Here is a 15390-nt window from a genome sequence, read left to right on the forward strand (position 1 = left end):
CGCGCTCGGCTGCCGCCGAATGCGGCCCACCGGTCGCGTGCCGGAGGCTTCTTGCCCGGCCGGGGGCCGCCGGACCGGCGTAGTCCCTGCGGACTGTCAGGTCGTCGAGGGCGTCGACGTCGTCTTCAGGGACAGCCAGAGCTCCATCCGGACGTCCGGGTCATCCAGGGAACGGCCCAGTATCTCTTCCACGCGGCGCATCCGGTAGCGCAGCGTGTGGCGGTGCACGCCGAGGTCCGCCGCCGCCGCGTCCCACTGGCCGTGGCGGGACAGCCAGGCGCGCAGTGATGCCACGAGATCGCCCCGGCCCGTGGCGTCGTGCTCGTGGAGCGCGCGCAGCATGCCGTCGGCGAAGGCGCGCACCGCGTCGTCCGCGAGGAGCGGCAGGATCGAACCCGTCGCGAGCTCCTCGTGCTCGACCAGCGCGCGGCCGCGCCGCCGGGCCACCGACATGGCCTGTTCCGCCTGCTTGTACGCCCCAGCCGCCGCTATCGGTCCCGTCGGCGCGGAGAGCCCGACGACGGTCTCCGCGTCCTCGGCCGCCTTGTCCGCGTACGCGGCCGTGCACGAGGCGACGACCGCGCCGCCGTCCGCCGCGAGCACCACCAGGCGGCCGTCGGTGTCCGGAACGACCAGCACCGCCTCACCGGCCCGCGCCGCCGCCGACTCCAGCGATTCGGCGAACTCGGCGAGCGGGCCACCCCCGGCGTCGCCGTCCGTCTCCCCCGAGGCCTCGGCGATCAGCAACCGGAAGGGCGCGTCGAGCAGCCCGCCGTACAGGTCGCCGGCGACCGCACGCGCGTGGTCCGGCTGGCCGGCCAGCAGCATCCGCAGCACGGCGGCGCCCAGGCGCTGTTCCGCGGCCTGGAACGAGCGGGAGCGTTCCGTGGAGAGCGTGAGCAGGGCGACGGCCGAGTGGACCGCGTACCGCTCGGCGGTGCCGAGGGGCGCCCCGGTGCCGACGGCGAGCGCGCCGCGCACCCGGCGGCCGGAGCCGAGCGACTGGAGTTCGACCCGGTCGTCGTCCTCCGCGCCGCCTACGACCGCGCTCGCGGGCGCGGGCCGCTCCCGCAGCCGTTCCACGTCGGCCGTGAAGCGGGCAGCCCGGCGGGCCGCCCACTCGGGCGCGGCGGCCACGACCGCGCCGGAGGCGTCGTACAGGGCGGCCCAGCCCTCGACGTGCGCGGCGAGCCGTGCGACGACCGCCGCCGGGCCCTCGGCGAGCGCAGCGCGAGTCATCTCGCGCTGCGCCTCGAAACCGGCGGTCACGGCCCGGTACTGATCGGCGGCGATCGCCGCGGACACGGCCTTGGATATGGCGATGAACGGTGTACGGCGCGGCACCGCGAGCAGCGGAAGCCGCTCTTCCTTCGCCGCGTCGACGAGGGCGTCGGGCACGTCCTCGTAGTTGACCCCGACCGCGAAGCCGAGGCCGACCACGCCCGCCGCGACCAGCCTGCGCACATAGCGCCGCATCGCCTCGGGGTCCTCGGCGTCCAGGGTCATGGCGGTGACGAGCAGCAGCTCGCCGCCCTCCAGGTACGGCACGGGGTCGGCGAGTTCGCTGACGTGGGCCCAGCGCACGGGGGTCTCGAGCCGGTCCTCACCGGCGCGCACGGTGAGCTTGAGCGCCGAGTGCTGGACGAGCGAGGCGAGGGTGGGCGGCATGGACCTGGGGCCCTTCGAGCAGAGGTGCGGGATTTCGCCGTCCCGTATGAACGACCTACCTCGATTCTGCCAGGTCGTAGCAGTCCGGGGAGCCGCTCAGGTCCGCAGATCGACCAGGAGGGGCGGCGCGTGCTCGCCGCGGACGCTGGTCAGCGACAGGACCGCGTGTCCGGCGGGCAGCCCGTGCGCCAGGTCGGACGCCGACCAGCGGGCCCGCTCGACCTCGCGCACGGTCACCGCCTCCGCGGTGACCGCCCGGCCGGTGACCAGGCGGCGCATCATGTGCAGGGCCTTGGTGAACGGTTCGTCGGAGATGATCTGCCGGTTGGTGACGTCCCGGGTCTGGACCCACTCGGTGCCCCAGGTCTCGGCGAAGTGCCCGCCGTCCCAGGGCGCGAGCCCGGCGAACGCCATACGGCAGCCGACCGCGCCGAGCAGCGGGCCGCGCAGCGCTTCCGGCACGTCCTCCAGCGTCCGCAGCGCGAAAACGACGCCCGCGTTGGCGGTACGCAGGCGTTGCACCGCGCGCACCGAGTCGGCGGTGACCGTGTACGAGGCGTCGTCGAGTACCAGGCAGGCGAACAGCGAGCGGTCGGTGCGGGCGAGCGCGGCCTCGGTGAACTGGGCCAGCACCAGCCGCGCGATGATCCGGGACGCCTCGGCGTGGCCGCGCTCCGGAAGGTCGATACGGACCCGCAGCGGGTGCTCGATGGAACGCAGCGAGAACTGCCGGGCACCGCCGTCGGTGCGGAAGAAGTCCGCGAAGGCGGGCCGGTCCAGGAACGCGATCCGCTCGGCGAGCAGGACGCCGATGTCGTCGCCCCGCGCCGACTGCCGTTCGCGTGCGTCGAGTTCGCGGAGCTGGGAGGCCTCGCCCGCGGCCCGGAGCGCGGAGCGCAGCTCGTCCAGGGCCGAGGGCGCGCCACCGAGGAGTTCACGCAGCTCCGGGACGGCGGGGAAGTGGCCGTGGACGCACTGGTAGGGGCCGATGAGCTGGGCGAGCGCGGTCGCGGCGCGGCGGCTGTCGCCGCCGGGGAGACCGGCCGCGAGGTCGCCGACGAGCGCTTCCGCGAGCATCCGGGCGGCCTCGTCGGGGTCGTCGGCCCCGCCGTACAGGTCGAGATCGTGGGTGGTCCCCGCCCGGCCCACGGAGATGACGAGGTCGAAGTCGCCGTCCGGTGCGACGGCGGCGCCGTAGGCGGTGACCGCGACGACGGCGGCCCGGTTGGCGAGCGCGAGCAGGCACAGCGACTCGACGACGGGCCGCACGAGCCGCACGCTCTTGCCGGAACCGGAGGGCCCGACGGCGAGCAGCGAGGTCCCGAGCAACGCGGGCTCCAGGGCCACGCCGGTGGTACGCCGGGCGTAGGGGTTGCGGCTGTCGTCGACGACGGTGCCGATCTTGACCTGCCCGGTGACGAGATCGTGGGTGGCCGTGCGCACGGGCAGGTCCCGCAGGCCGGAGGGGTGGGCGCAGGCGGCGGGCCCGTGCCTGCGCACGGTGTCGGCGAAGGCGGCGAGCCGTTCGGGCCGGGCGTGGACGCCCTGCCAGGCGCGCCGGATACGGGCGTAGTCGACGTCACCGAGGGCCCCGGACCGGGCGGCTTCGCCCAGCCGCGCGGCCGCGTCGTCGAGGCCGGCGCTGCGCAGCTCGGGCCAGTCGGCGGGGTCGGCCGCGGGCGCGGGCACGGAGGGGGCGGGCTTGTGGCGGCGGACGACGTAGCGGTGCCAGATCTCGGGCACATGGCCGATGCGGGCGAAGAACACCAGCATGCCGCCGCCGACGATCGCGTAGTACACGTAACTGGCGTTGGCCCAGGTGGTGGCGTCGGCGCGCCACGAGTCGGGGGTGAGTGCGAGGAGGGGCCACAGCCAGTAGCGGCCGAGGTAGCCGTTCCACAGCAGGGACCACAGGAGCCAGCCGGTGAGCAGGGAGATGAGCGCGCCGGAGAACAGGCGCCTGGCCGGGACGAGTTCGGGCTCCTCGTCGGGGCGCCGGCGGTGGCCGAGACGCCAGATGCCGGGCTCGGCCTGGGGCCGCGGTGTGCGCAGCCACTCCAGCACGGCGGGGCGGGTCGTGGGCGCGTGTCCCGGCAGGGCCGGCGTGCCCGGCGGCATGGACGGGGTGTGGGACGACGGAGCGTCGGGCCACTCGGCGCGGGCCGGCTCCGGCGACGCTCCGGCAGGTGCCTCGGGCGGCGGACCGGCCGGACGGGGCACGGGATTGGCTCGTGTGCCGCGTGCGTCGAATGTGCCTTCGGATTCCATCAGACCTTCTTTCGAGGCGGCCACCGGATTTTGACCGGTAGGGAAATCGAATCCTTGGAGCGGGCCGTTTTTTGGAAGCGGCAGGGTCCGCTGCATTGTCAGTGGCCGCCAATAGAGTGACGGCATCAGCTTTGAGAGGATGAAATCAGGGGTGGGCCGCGGTGTTGCGCGCGTACGAATTCCTGCTGCGGCCCACCGCCCGGCAGTCCCAGGCACTCGGCGAGATGCTGCGGGATCACCGCTCGCTCTACAACGGGGCGCTGCAGGAACGCCGGGATGCCTACCGGCACGTGACGAAGACGAGCATCAAGTACGGTGACCAGTCCGCGCAGCTCAAGGAGATCCGGGCGTTCGATCCGGAGCGTCAGGGGCAGTGGTCGTTTTCCTCGCAGCAGGCCACCTTGCGGCGGTTGGATACGGCGTTCGCCGCGTTCTTCCGCCGTGTGAAGTCCGGGCAGACCCCGGGGTACCCCAGGTTCAAGGGGGTCGGGCACTTCGACACCGTCGTCTTCCCGAGGGACGGGGACGGTTGTCGGTGGGATTCCACCCCACACGATGCGGTGGTGACCCGCGTCCGGCTGCAAGGTGTTGGACACGTGCGGGTGCACCGGCACCGGCACGTCAAGGGCCGGGTGAAGACCGTCTCGGTGAAGCGGGAGGGCCACCGCTCGTACGCCGTCCTTGCCTGCGACGACGTCCTTGACGCGGGTTGGGGGCTGTTCCTGGGAATCCTGGCGAACAAGGCTGAGAGTGCCGGTCGCCGTGTGATCCCGGTGGAAGCCCGCAACACCTCCCGTACCTGCCCCGCATGCGGGCACGTCGCCAAGGAGAACCGCGTCACCCAAACGAAGTTCGAGTGCGTCAAGTGCGGCCGCGTCGCCAACGCCGACCACGTCGGCGCGCTCAACGTACTCAGCAGGGCCGGGCTGGCCCTCTGCGACGCTGCTCAGCCAGCGACGCAGGAAGCCCGCGACTTCAGTCGTGGGTGGAGTCACGAAACCGCTGCCCCCTGACCAGCCAGGCCCGTTCTGTGCACGACCAATCTAGTGCGTAAGCCGTTGGGCGGGCGGCGGACCGGGTCCACGCTTCCTGGCGTGGGCCCGGTTGTTCCGTATGGCGTCCCCTTGCCCCAAAGCCTCACCTTCGCTTCCGCCGATGGGGCGGGCGCGGGTGGGGCCCTCGCCGCTGTACCGATGTGCGGTCCGCCGAGTGCGGGCTCCCTCCGGACCGGGTGCCGCTCGCCGGGCGGTGTACTCAATCGGTGGTGGGCCAGTCCAGCCCCGTAGGTGATCGAGGCGCGGGGGCACGGGAGGAGCCAGCTGAAACCGGGTCCGGGGCGGAGCCCCGTTTCGGGAAGGGGCGGGGTGGGGGAGACCCCGCGCAGCGGCCACCGGCCCCCGCAACGCCCGGGGACCACACCCCACCGCCTCGCGCCCGCGCCCCGCGGGCCCGCGCGGAGGCGCGACTATGGCCGTCGAGGACAACGACACACCCCCAATACTCCCGAACGGCGCATGCCGCCATCCCTCCCCGGCCCCTAGCCTGCGGAGAAAGACAACAAGCGTCCGGATACACCCCCAGGAGCCCCGCATGACCGCAATCCCGCAGGAGCGCCGCGTCGTCACCGCCATCCCCGGCCCGAAGTCGCAGGAGCTTCAGGCCCGCCGTACGGCCACGGTCGCCGGCGGTGTGGGTTCCGTGCTGCCCGTCTTCACGGCCCGTGCGGGCGGCGGGATCATCGAGGACATCGACGGCAACCGCCTCATCGACTTCGGTTCCGGCATCGCCGTGACCTCGGTCGGCGCCTCCGCCGAGGCCGTCGTGCGCCGGGCGAGCGCCCAGCTGCAGGACTTCACCCACACCTGTTTCATGGTCACCCCGTACGAGGGCTACGTGGAGGTCTGCGAGGCGCTCGCCGAGCTGACCCCGGGCGACCACGCCAAGAAGTCCGCGCTGTTCAACAGCGGCGCCGAGGCCGTCGAGAACGCCGTCAAGATCGCCCGCGCGTACACCAAGCGCCAGGCCGTCGTCGTGTTCGACCACGGCTACCACGGCCGGACGAACCTCACCATGGCGCTCACCGCCAAGAACATGCCGTACAAGCACGGCTTCGGCCCGTTCGCGCCCGAGGTCTACCGCGTCCCGGTCGCCTACGGCTACCGCTGGCCCACCGGCCCGGAGAACTGCGGTCCCGAGGCCGCCGCCCAGGCCATCGACCAGATCTCCAAGCAGGTAGGCGCCGAGAACGTCGCCGCGATCATCATCGAGCCGGTCCTCGGCGAGGGCGGCTTCATCGAGCCGGCCAAGGGCTTCCTGCCCGCGATCTCGCAGTTCGCCAAGGACAACGGCATCGTCTTCGTCGCCGACGAGATCCAGTCCGGCTTCTGCCGCACCGGCCAGTGGTTCGCCTGCGAGGACGAGGGCATCGTCCCGGACCTGATCACCACCGCCAAGGGCATCGCGGGCGGTCTGCCGCTCGCCGCCGTCACCGGCCGTGCCGAGATCATGGACGCCCCGCACGCGGGCGGCCTCGGCGGCACGTACGGCGGCAACCCGGTGGCCTGTGCCGGTGCCCTCGGCTCGATCGAGACGATGAAGGAGCTCGACCTCAACGCCAGGGCCAAGCGCATCGAGGAGGTCATGAAGGGCCGCCTCGCCGCGATGCAGGAGAAGTACGAGATCATCGGCGACATCCGCGGCCGCGGCGCCATGATCGCGATCGAGCTGGTGAAGGACCCGGCGACGAAGGAGCCGAACGCCGAGGCCGTCGGCGCGCTCGCCAAGGCCTGCCACGCCGAGGGCCTGATCGTCCTCACCTGTGGCACGTACGGCAACGTGCTGCGCTTCCTGCCCCCGCTGGTGATCGGCGAGGACCTGCTGAACGAGGGTCTGGACATCATCGAGCAGGCGTTCGCAGGCATCTGACCAGGACCGATCCGGAAGGACGGAGCGGCTCTGTGAAGAAGCTGTGGGGGGCCGATGGCGGGATGGGAATCCGTCTGTCGGTCCCCCCTGCCTCTGCCGTACGGTTTCCGCAGATGGAAGAAACATCCAGCTCGCGGGCGACCGCGGGCGACCCCGGACCGGAGCCTCCCCAGCCCCGACCGGGTCGTGCCACCGCGCACACCGCTGGAGCCTCACGCTCCGGAACTCCTCACCGATCGGATGGCCGCTCGCCCCAAACCCCCCGGGGCGTGCGGCAAACCGGTCCGGCCGACCGCATCGGGACCACCCCCCCTGTTCCGATGCGGTCGGCCTCTCGGCGTTCCCGGGCCGCCGCGCTCGCGCTGTGCGGCACGCTCTTCGCGCTGATCACCTGGCAGGTCGCCGCGCACGGACCGCTGCGCAGGGCGGACGAACGCCTGGGGCGTGCCGTCTTCCGGGATGTGCCCGACGCGCTGACCCAACCGCTCGCCGATCTCGGCAGCATGGCCGTCGCCCTTCCCGTGCTCGCCGCCGCCGTCGCATGGACGCTGTGGCGCGGCAGGCGGTGGCGGCCCGCACTGGCCACCGTGCTCGCCATGGCGGCGGTACCCGCGCTGGTCATTCCGCTCAAGGTGTGGATCGCCCGTCCGGGACCGCTGGAGCCGGGCACGGGCTGGTATCCGTCGGGGCACACCGCGACCGCGACGGTCGCCTACTGCGGTGCCGCGCTGCTGGTCACCCCGTATCTGCGCCGGCGATGGGCGATGCCCGTCGCCGTGGTGCTCACGGTGGCGACGGGCATCGGGCTCGTGCTGCGCGGCTACCACTGGCCGCTGGACGTCCTCGGCAGCTGGTGCCTGTTCGGCGTGGTGCTGCTGGTGCTCAACTCCACCGGTAGGCATCGAAGTTCCGGGAGAATTCCCACTGGTTGAAGCGGTCCCAGTTGATCGACCAGGTCATCAGGCCGCGCAGCGCGGGCCAGGTGCCGTGGGTGGTGTAGGAGCCGCAGTTGGTCTTCTTCGTCAGGCAGTCCAGCGCCTTGTTCACCTCGGCCGGGACGGTGTGGCCGTTGCCGGCCTGGGTGGAGGCCGGGAGGCCGATGGCGACCTGCTCGGGGCGCAGCGCCGGGAAGACCTTGCTCTGGTCGCCCGCGACGGGGAAGCCGGTGAGCAGCATGTCGGTCATGGCGATGTGGAAGTCGGCGCCGCCCATGGAGTGGTACTGGTTGTCCAGTCCCATGATGGGGCCGGAGTTGTAGTCCTGCACGTGCAGCAGTGTGAGGTCGTCGCGCAGGGCGTGGATGACCGGGAGGTACGCGCCGGCGCGGGGGTCCTGGCCGCCCCACGGGCCTGAGCCGTAGTACTGGTACCCGAGTTGGACGAAGAACGTCTCCGGCGCCATGGTCAGGACGAAGTCGGAGCCGTACTTGGCCTTGAGGTTCCTGATCGCCGAGATGAGGTTGACGATGACGGGCGTGGTCGGGCTGCGGAAGTCGGTGTCGCCGGTGTTCAGGGACAGGGAGTGGCCCTCGAAGTCGATGTCCAGGCCGTCGAGCCCGTACTCGTCGATGATCTTCGAAACGGAGGAGACGAAGGCGTCACGCGCGGCCGTGGTGGCCAGCTGGACCTGGCCGTTCGCCCCGCCGATGGAGATGAGGACCTTCTTGCCGGCGGCCTGCTTGGCCTTGATCGCGGCCTTGAAGTCGGCGGCGGACTCGGCGTTCGGGCACTCCGCGACCGGGCAGAGGCCGAAGCGGATGTCGCCGGAGGTGGCGGAGGTCGGTTCGCCGAAGGCGAGGTTGATGACGTCCCAGGAGTCGGGGACGTCGGACATGCGGGTGTAGCCGGAGCCGTTCGCGAAGCTCGCGTGGAGGTAGCCGACGAGGGCGTGGGCGGGCAGGTCCGCGCCGCCGCCACTGCCACCGGGGGCCGTGGTCGCGCTCGCGGCGGCGGATCTCGGCGACTCCCCGGCCTCGTTGACCGCGGAGACCCGGAAGCTGTACGTGGTGGACGCCGTGAGCCCGCCGACGGTGGCCGAGGTGCCGGTGACGGTGGCGACCCGGGTGCCGTCGCGGTAGACGTGGTAGCCGGTCGCACCCGACGACGCCGTCCAGTCAAGCGGTACCGACGTCGTCCCCGGAGCTCCGGCGCGCAGGCCGGTGGGTGCCGCGGGGACGGTGGCGGGGTCGCCGCCGGGGCCGACGAGCGAGATGTCGTCCGCGTGGTAGGCGGAGGTGCCGTACCAGCCATGGGTGTAGACGGTCACCTGTGTCGTCGAGGGGCCGGTGCGGAACGAGGTCGAGAGCTGCTGCCAGCTGGTCGCCGATCCGGTCCAGGTGGAGACGTCGGTGGTACCGGTGCCGGACGCGCCGAGGTAGACGTAACCGCCCTGCACCCAACCGCTGAGCGAGTAGTCGGAGTTCGGTTTGACGGAAACGGTCTGCGAGCACCTGGCGTTGTCGTTGCCGGCCGGGGTGGCCTTGAGGGCGGACGTGCCGCTGTGGGTGGGCGAGGTGACCGCAGCCCCGCTGCCGGCGGTGCAGCTCCAGCCGGTCAGGCCGGCCTCGAAGCCCCCGTTGCGGGCGAGTTCGGTGTCGGCCGCGGTCGCGGAGTGGGCCGTGGCGAGGAGTCCTGAGGCGGCGAGCGCGACTGCCACGAGGGCAGCCTTGAATCCGGTACGGTCCACAACTGCCTCCGGGCATGGGGGATTCGGAGTGGGGCGGCGCGCACAACATGGTCCAGACCAATACGGTTGTCAAGACCTGTGGCACGTTCCGCCCTCACTGTCCTCGTCCGTCCCGTTCCCTTTCGCCACGCGGAATGCCTGCCGCCACCTGGTATCGCGAGCGCCGGCAGCGAGCGTTGTCGAGAGTTCCGGAGCCGTCCGTGGGCCATGGGGATTCAGCTGTCGAAGCCGAGCCCGAGCCGGTCCAGCGTCCGCAGCCACGCGTTGCGCCGGCCACCGTTGGCATCTGCCCTGGCCAGCGACCACTTGGTGAGCCCGATACCGGCCCAGGCGACCGGCTCGGGCGGGAACGGCAGCGGCTTGCTGCGCACCATCTTCAGCTCGGTGCGCTCGGTGCGCGCGCCGGCCAGCAGATCGAGCATCACGTCGGCGCCGAACCGGGTCGCGCCGACGCCGAGACCGGTGTACCCGGCGGCGTAGGCGACCCTTCCGCCGTGCGCGGTGCCGAAGAACGCGGCGAACCGCGAGCAGGTGTCGATGGCACCGCCCCAGGCGTGGCTGAACCGGATGCCCTCCAATTGCGGGAAGCAGTGGAAGAAGTGGCCGGCGAGCCTGAGGTAGGTCTCGGGCCGGTGGTCCAACTCCGGGTCGAGCCGTCCGCCGAACGGATAGACCGCGTCGTAACCGCCCCACAGAATGCGGTGGTCGGCGGTGATGCGGAAGTAGTGGAACTGGTTGGCGCTGTCGCCGAGTCCCTGCCTGCGCTTCCAGCCCACGGAGGCGAGCTGCTCGCTGCTCAGCGGTTCGGTCGTCAGCGCGTAGTCGTAGACCGGGACGGTGTACGGGCGAACCCGTTTGACCAGCGACGGGAACACATTGGTGCCGAGTGCGACGTGCCGGGCCAGGACACGGCCGTACGGGGTGCGTACGGCCATGCCCGGCCCGGACGGAGCGAGTTGAAGTCCCCGGGTGTTCTCGTAGATGCGGACGCCGAGGCCGAGGCAAGCCTGCTTGAGCCCCCAGGCCAGCTTGGCCGGGTGCAGCATGGCGACGCCGTCGCGGTCCCACAGACCGCCGAGGAAGGTCGGCGAGTCCACCTCGGCGCGCACGGCGTCCCGGTCGAGCATCTGCAGCCCGCCGAAGCCGAGCCGGGTCGCCTCCTGGTGCAGCTCGTGCAGTTCGGCGAGCTGGTGTGGCTCGGTGGCCACGTCGATCTCGCCGGTGCGCTCGAAGTCGCAGTCGATCCCGTAGCGGGCGACGGCGTCCTCGATCGCGTCCAGGTTGCGTGCCCCGAGCTCCTCCAGCCGCCCGAGCTCCCGCGGCCAGCGGGCGAGTCCGTTGCCGAGGCCGTGGGTGAGGGAGGCGGCACAGAAGCCGCCGTTGCGGCCCGAGGCGGCCCAGCCCGCTTCGCGGCCCTCGATCAGGACCACGTCCCGCCCGGGGTCGCGCTCCTTGGCGAGCAGCGCGGTCCACAGTCCGCTGTAGCCGCCGCCGACGACGAGGAGGTCGCAGCGTTCGGTGCCGGTGAGGGCGGGCCGGGCGCCGGGCCTGCCGGGGTCGTCCAGCCAGAAGGGGACGGGCCGGGCGTCGGCGAGGGACGGGGCGAAGGGCATGGCGGCCGGGGCCATGGTTTCCACTCCTTCTTCGGGCCCGGGGGCCTATTGGGGCAGCGCGGCCTTCCTGCGCCGCGTGCTGACGATCTGGCCGGTGAGGACGATCAGTACGGCGACGGCGAACATGGCCGTACCGATGACGTTGATCTGCACCGGTGTACCGCGCTGGGCCGAACCCCACACGAACATGGGGAAGGTGACGGTGTTTCCGGAGTTGAAGTTGGTGATGATGAAGTCGTCGAAGGACAGCGCGAAGGCGAGCATCGCGCCGGCCGCGATCCCGGGCGCGGCGATCGGCAGGGTGACCCGCAGGAAGGTCTGGGCCGGTCCCGCGTACAGGTCACGGGCCGCCTCCTCCAGACGCGGGTCCATCGACATCACGCGTGCCTTGACGGCGACCACCACGAAGCTGAGGCAGAACATGGTGTGGGCGATGAGGATGGTCCAGAAGCCCAGCTGCACACCGAGGTTGAGGAAGAGCGTGAGCAGTGAGGCGGCCATGACCACCTCGGGCATCGCCATGGGCAGGAAGATCAGCGAGTTGACCGTGCCCCGGGCCCGGAAGCGGTAGCGCACGAGCGCGAAGGCGATCATCGCGCCCAGGACGGTCGCCCCGACCGTCGCCCACAGGGCGATCTGGAGGGACAGTGTGAGCGATTCGCACATGTCGGCGACACCGCACGGGTCCTTCCAGGCGTCCGTGGAGAACTCCTGCCAGGAGTAGTTGAACCGGCCGGCCGGCTTGTTGAACGAGAACACCATCACGACGATGTTCGGCACGATCAGGTACGCGAGCGTGAGCAGGCCCGCCACCACCACGAGGTTGCGCCTTATCCAACGCATCAGACCAGGTCCTCCGTTCCGGCCCGGCGGATGTAGACGGTGACCGTGACCAGCACGACCGCCATCAGGATGAACGACAGCGCCGCCGCCGTCGGGTAGTCGAGCACCCGCAGGAACTGCGACTGGATGACGTTTCCGATCATGCGGGTGTCGGTGGACCCCAGAAGTTCGGCGTTGACGTAGTCGCCGCTCGCGGGGATGAACGTCAGCAGCGTTCCGGAGACGACGCCCGGCATGGACAGCGGGAACGTCACCTTGCGGAAGACCTTGGCGGGCCTCGCGTACAGGTCCCCGGCCGCCTCGTGCAGCCGCGGGTCGATCCGCTCCAGCGACGTGTACAGCGGAAGGATCATGAAGGGAAGGAAGTTGTACGTCAGACCGGTGACGACGGCGAGCGGTGTGGCGAGGACGCGGTCGCCCTCGGTCATCCCGAACCAGCTGGTGACGTCGAGGAACCCGACGGCGTTCAGGACCTCCACCACCGGTCCGCCGTCGGCCAGGATCGTCTTCCAGGCGAGCGTACGGATCAGGAAACTGGTGAAGAAGGGAGCGATGACCAGCACCAGCAGCAGGTTCCGCCAGCGGCCCGCCTTGAACGCGATCAGGTAGGCGAGCGGATAGCCGAGCAGCAGACACAGGGCCGTGGCCGTGCCCGCGTACAGCAGCGACCGAAGGAACTGCGGGTAGTACTCGGTCAGCGCGTCCCAGTAGGTCGCGAAGTGCCAGGTGACCTCGAAGCCCTCCTCCAGGGAGCCGGTCTGCACGGAGGTCGAGGCCTGGTAGACGAGCGGCAGCGCGAAGAAGACCAACAGCCACACGAGGCCCGGCAGCAGCAGCCAGTACGGGATCAGCCGGCGGCGAAGGGAGGTCTTGTGGACGGGTGGTTCGGCGGGTGCCGGGGCGGCGGGCGGCGACGCCTCGGTGACGGTCATGGCGTCTCCTCCACCGTCTCGACGCCCGCCGCGATGTCCTGGGCGGCGTCCAGCCCGAAGGTGTGCTCGGGGTTCCAGTGCAGGACGACCTCCGCGCCGGGTACGAGTCCTGCCCGGTGCTCCACGTTCTGCGCGTAGACCTCGAGTGCCTTGCCGGCCGGGCTCTCCACCACGTACTGCGTGGACACGCCGATGAAGGAGGAGTCCACGATCCGGCCGGTGACGGCGTTCCGGCCGGCGGCGACGGAGTCCGCCCCTTCGGCGGGGGTGAGCGAGATCTTCTCGGGGCGGACGCCGACGAGCAGCCTGCCACCGGAGCGCACGGCGTCGGGGCAGCGTCCGGCGGGCAGCCGCAGCTTGCCCCCGCCCGCGGTGACGACGACCTCGCCGCCACTGCTGTCGACGACTTCGGCCTGGATGAGGTTGGAGGTGCCGAGGAAGTTGGCGACGAAGGTGGTGCGCGGGTTCTCGTAGAGCTCGGCGGGTGCGCCCAGCTGCTCGACCCGGCCGCGGTTCATGACCGCGACCGTGTCGGCCATGGTCATGGCCTCCTCCTGGTCGTGGGTGACGTGGACGAAGGTGATGCCGACCTCGGTCTGGATGCGCTTGAGCTCCAGCTGCATCTGGCGGCGCAGCTTCAGGTCGAGCGCGCCGAGCGGCTCGTCGAGCAGGAGGACCTGAGGGTGGTTGATCAGCGCGCGGGCGACGGCGACGCGCTGCTGCTGGCCGCCGGAGAGCTGGTGCGGCTTGCGCTGGGCGAAGTCGCCGAGCTGGACGAGGTCGAGCATGTCACCGACCTGCTGCTGCACGGATTTCACGCCGCGGCGGCGCAGGCCGAAGGCGATGTTCTCGTAGATGCTCAGGTGCGGGAAGAGCGCATAGCTCTGGAAGACCGTGTTGACCGGGCGCTTGTGGGGCGGCAGGCCGGTGACGTCGCGGGTGCCGAGCGAGACGGTGCCGGTGGAGGGCTCCTCCAGGCCGGCGATCATGCGCAGCGTGGTCGTCTTGCCGCAGCCGGACGCGCCGAGCAGCGCGAAGAAGGAGCCCTGCGGGACGGTCAGATCGAGCGGGTGGACGGCGGTGAAGGAGCCGTAGGTCTTGCTGATCCCGGAGAGGCGGACGTCGCCGCCCTCTGTCTTTTCAGTCATGGGTCGCGGTCCCAGGTGGTGTCGGGTCGTCAGGACGTGTAGGTCAGGCACCGATGAGCTTGGCGAACTTCTCCTCGTACGCCGTCTCTTCCGCGCTGTCGAGCGAGCGGAAGGAGTGGGACTTGGCCGCCATGGCCTCGTCCGGGATGATCAGCGGGTTCTTGGCCAGCTCGGGGTCGATCTTCGCCAGTTCGGGGGCGACTCCGGCGACCGGCGTCACGTAGTTGATGTACGCGGCGAGCTTCGCCGCGACCGGGAGTTCGTAGTAGTAGTCGATCAGCCGGGTGGCGTTCTTCCGGTGCCGTGCGTGAGCCGGGACCAGGAGGTTGTCGGTGGCCGTCATGTAGCCCGCGGCGGGGATCGTGTAGCGGATGTCGGGGTTGTCGACCTGGAGCTGGATGAGGTCGCCTGCCCAGGCGATGCAGGCGGCGATGTCGCCCTTGTCCAGGTCCGAGGTGTAGTCGTTGCCGGTGAAGCGGCGGATCTGCTTCCTGTCGACGGCCTTCTGGAGCCTGCCGAGGGCGGCGTCGTAGTCGGCGTCGGTGACCTTGACGGGGTCCTTGCCCATGTCGAGAAGGGTCATGCCGACCGTGTCGCGCATCTCGGTGAGGAAGCTGACCCGGCCCTTGAGCCGGGGGTCGTCGAGCAGTTGGGTGACGGAGTCGACCTTGCGGCCGCCGGTCGCCTTGATGTTGTAGGCGATGACGGTCGGGATGCCGGTCCACGGGTAGCTGTAGGCGCGGCCCGGGTCCCAGTCGGGGCTGCGGAACTGCTGGGAGAGGTTGGCGTAGGCGTTCGGCAGCAGCGACGCGTCGAGTTTCTGCGCCCAGCCCAGCCGGATGATCCGGGCGGCCAGCCAGTCGGTGACGTTGATCAGGTCGCGCCCGGTGTCCTGCCCGGCCGCGAGCTGCGGCTGGATCTTGCCGAAGAACTCGACGTTGTCGTTGATGTCCTCGGTGTACTTGACCGTGATCCCGGTCCGCCGGGTGAACTCCTGAAGGGTCGGACGGCTCTTCTCGTCCTCGCTGATGTCCATGTACTCGGTCCAGTTGGAGAAGGTGAGCCGCTTCTCCTTGTCCGAGTAGTCCGTTGAACCCTCGGCTCCGGCCTCGCGCCTGGCGGGCGGGATGCCGCAGGCGCTCAGCAGGCCGGTGCCGCCGACCGTGAGTGCGCCGATGCCGGAAGCGCGCAGCAGCGAACGGCGGGAGAGGGCACCCCGCCCGTTGGTCATGCTGCGACGCATCGCGGCGATCTGCGCCGCCGAGAGGCGCTCGGATTCGTACTGCTCCATGACGCTCTGCCCTTTCG

Annotated in this window: 11 protein-coding genes; 3 read left to right on the plus strand and 8 right to left on the minus strand. The window is 71.1% G+C overall.

Going from position 1 to position 15390, the window contains the following annotated elements; all coding sequences use genetic code 11:
- Positions 1–96: 96 nt before the first annotated feature.
- Together ACH5AF_RS10160 and ACH5AF_RS10165 are read right to left on the minus strand one after the other, a co-directional pair.
- Complete coding sequence (locus ACH5AF_RS10160; RefSeq protein WP_398901105.1) at positions 97–1668, minus strand: PucR family transcriptional regulator; 1572 nt, start codon at positions 1666–1668, stop codon at positions 97–99.
- Positions 1669–1764: 96 nt separating this feature from the next.
- Positions 1765–3936: an ATP-binding protein gene (locus ACH5AF_RS10165; protein WP_398901106.1), complete on the minus strand. Its 2172-nt coding sequence runs from the start codon at positions 3934–3936 to the stop codon at positions 1765–1767.
- A gap of 161 nt (positions 3937–4097) precedes the next feature.
- On the opposite strand from ACH5AF_RS10165, the gene ACH5AF_RS10170 reads away from it, so the two are divergent.
- The 3 genes from ACH5AF_RS10170 to ACH5AF_RS10180 all read left to right on the plus strand — a co-directional run bounded on the left by ACH5AF_RS10170 (position 4098) and on the right by ACH5AF_RS10180 (position 7793).
- Complete coding sequence (locus ACH5AF_RS10170; RefSeq protein ID WP_398901107.1) at positions 4098–4949, plus strand: RNA-guided endonuclease InsQ/TnpB family protein; 852 nt, start codon at positions 4098–4100, stop codon at positions 4947–4949.
- A 577-nt stretch (positions 4950–5526) separates the two neighbouring features.
- Complete coding sequence (gene gabT, locus ACH5AF_RS10175) at positions 5527–6861, plus strand: 4-aminobutyrate--2-oxoglutarate transaminase (RefSeq protein ID WP_398901108.1); 1335 nt, start codon at positions 5527–5529, stop codon at positions 6859–6861.
- Positions 6862–6974: 113 nt separating this feature from the next.
- Positions 6975–7793: a phosphatase PAP2 family protein gene (locus ACH5AF_RS10180; RefSeq protein ID WP_398901109.1), complete on the plus strand. Its 819-nt coding sequence runs from the start codon at positions 6975–6977 to the stop codon at positions 7791–7793.
- Here ACH5AF_RS10180 and ACH5AF_RS10185 read toward each other — a convergent pair.
- The 6 genes from ACH5AF_RS10185 to ACH5AF_RS10210 form a co-directional block, all read right to left on the minus strand.
- A complete protein-coding gene (locus tag ACH5AF_RS10185; RefSeq protein ID WP_398901110.1) occupies positions 7744–9546 on the minus strand; it encodes a chitinase in 1803 nt (600 codons plus the stop codon). The genes ACH5AF_RS10180 and ACH5AF_RS10185 overlap by 50 nt on opposite strands.
- 215 nt (positions 9547–9761) lie before the next feature.
- The gene (locus ACH5AF_RS10190) at positions 9762–11174 is read right to left on the minus strand and encodes an NAD(P)/FAD-dependent oxidoreductase (RefSeq protein ID WP_398901111.1); all 1413 of its coding nucleotides are present in this window, start codon (positions 11172–11174) and stop codon (positions 9762–9764) included.
- A 30-nt stretch (positions 11175–11204) separates the two neighbouring features.
- Positions 11205–12002: an ABC transporter permease gene (locus ACH5AF_RS10195; RefSeq protein ID WP_398901113.1), complete on the minus strand. Its 798-nt coding sequence runs from the start codon at positions 12000–12002 to the stop codon at positions 11205–11207.
- On the minus strand, positions 12002–12934 hold the full coding sequence (locus tag ACH5AF_RS10200) for an ABC transporter permease (RefSeq protein ID WP_398901114.1): 933 nt from the start codon (positions 12932–12934) through the stop codon (positions 12002–12004). Before ACH5AF_RS10200 ends, ACH5AF_RS10195 begins: the two co-directional genes overlap by 1 nt.
- A complete protein-coding gene (locus ACH5AF_RS10205; protein WP_398901116.1) occupies positions 12931–14082 on the minus strand; it encodes an ABC transporter ATP-binding protein in 1152 nt (383 codons plus the stop codon). The genes ACH5AF_RS10200 and ACH5AF_RS10205 overlap by 4 nt, the downstream gene beginning before the upstream one ends.
- Positions 14083–14125: 43 nt before the next feature.
- Complete coding sequence (locus ACH5AF_RS10210) at positions 14126–15373, minus strand: PotD/PotF family extracellular solute-binding protein (RefSeq protein WP_398901117.1); 1248 nt, start codon at positions 15371–15373, stop codon at positions 14126–14128.
- Positions 15374–15390 lie beyond the last annotated feature (17 nt).

Source organism: Streptomyces sp. NPDC018833 (genome assembly GCF_044390825.1).
In the GTDB taxonomy this organism is placed as follows: domain Bacteria; phylum Actinomycetota; class Actinomycetes; order Streptomycetales; family Streptomycetaceae; genus Streptomyces.

Coding starts and splice junctions, on each gene's coding strand:
- ACH5AF_RS10160 (WP_398901105.1), bottom strand. CDS start 1,668: ATGCCGCCCACCCTCGCCTCGCTCGTCCAGCACTCGGCGCTCAAGCTC.
- ACH5AF_RS10165 (WP_398901106.1), bottom strand. CDS start 3,936: ATGGAATCCGAAGGCACATTCGACGCACGCGGCACACGAGCCAATCCC.
- gabT (WP_398901108.1), top strand. CDS start 5,527: ATGACCGCAATCCCGCAGGAGCGCCGCGTCGTCACCGCCATCCCCGGC.
- ACH5AF_RS10180 (WP_398901109.1), top strand. CDS start 6,975: ATGGAAGAAACATCCAGCTCGCGGGCGACCGCGGGCGACCCCGGACCG.
- ACH5AF_RS10190 (WP_398901111.1), bottom strand. CDS start 11,174: ATGGCCCCGGCCGCCATGCCCTTCGCCCCGTCCCTCGCCGACGCCCGG.
- ACH5AF_RS10195 (WP_398901113.1), bottom strand. CDS start 12,002: ATGCGTTGGATAAGGCGCAACCTCGTGGTGGTGGCGGGCCTGCTCACG.
- ACH5AF_RS10200 (WP_398901114.1), bottom strand. CDS start 12,934: ATGACCGTCACCGAGGCGTCGCCGCCCGCCGCCCCGGCACCCGCCGAA.
- ACH5AF_RS10205 (WP_398901116.1), bottom strand. CDS start 14,082: ATGACTGAAAAGACAGAGGGCGGCGACGTCCGCCTCTCCGGGATCAGC.
- ACH5AF_RS10210 (WP_398901117.1), bottom strand. CDS start 15,373: ATGGAGCAGTACGAATCCGAGCGCCTCTCGGCGGCGCAGATCGCCGCG.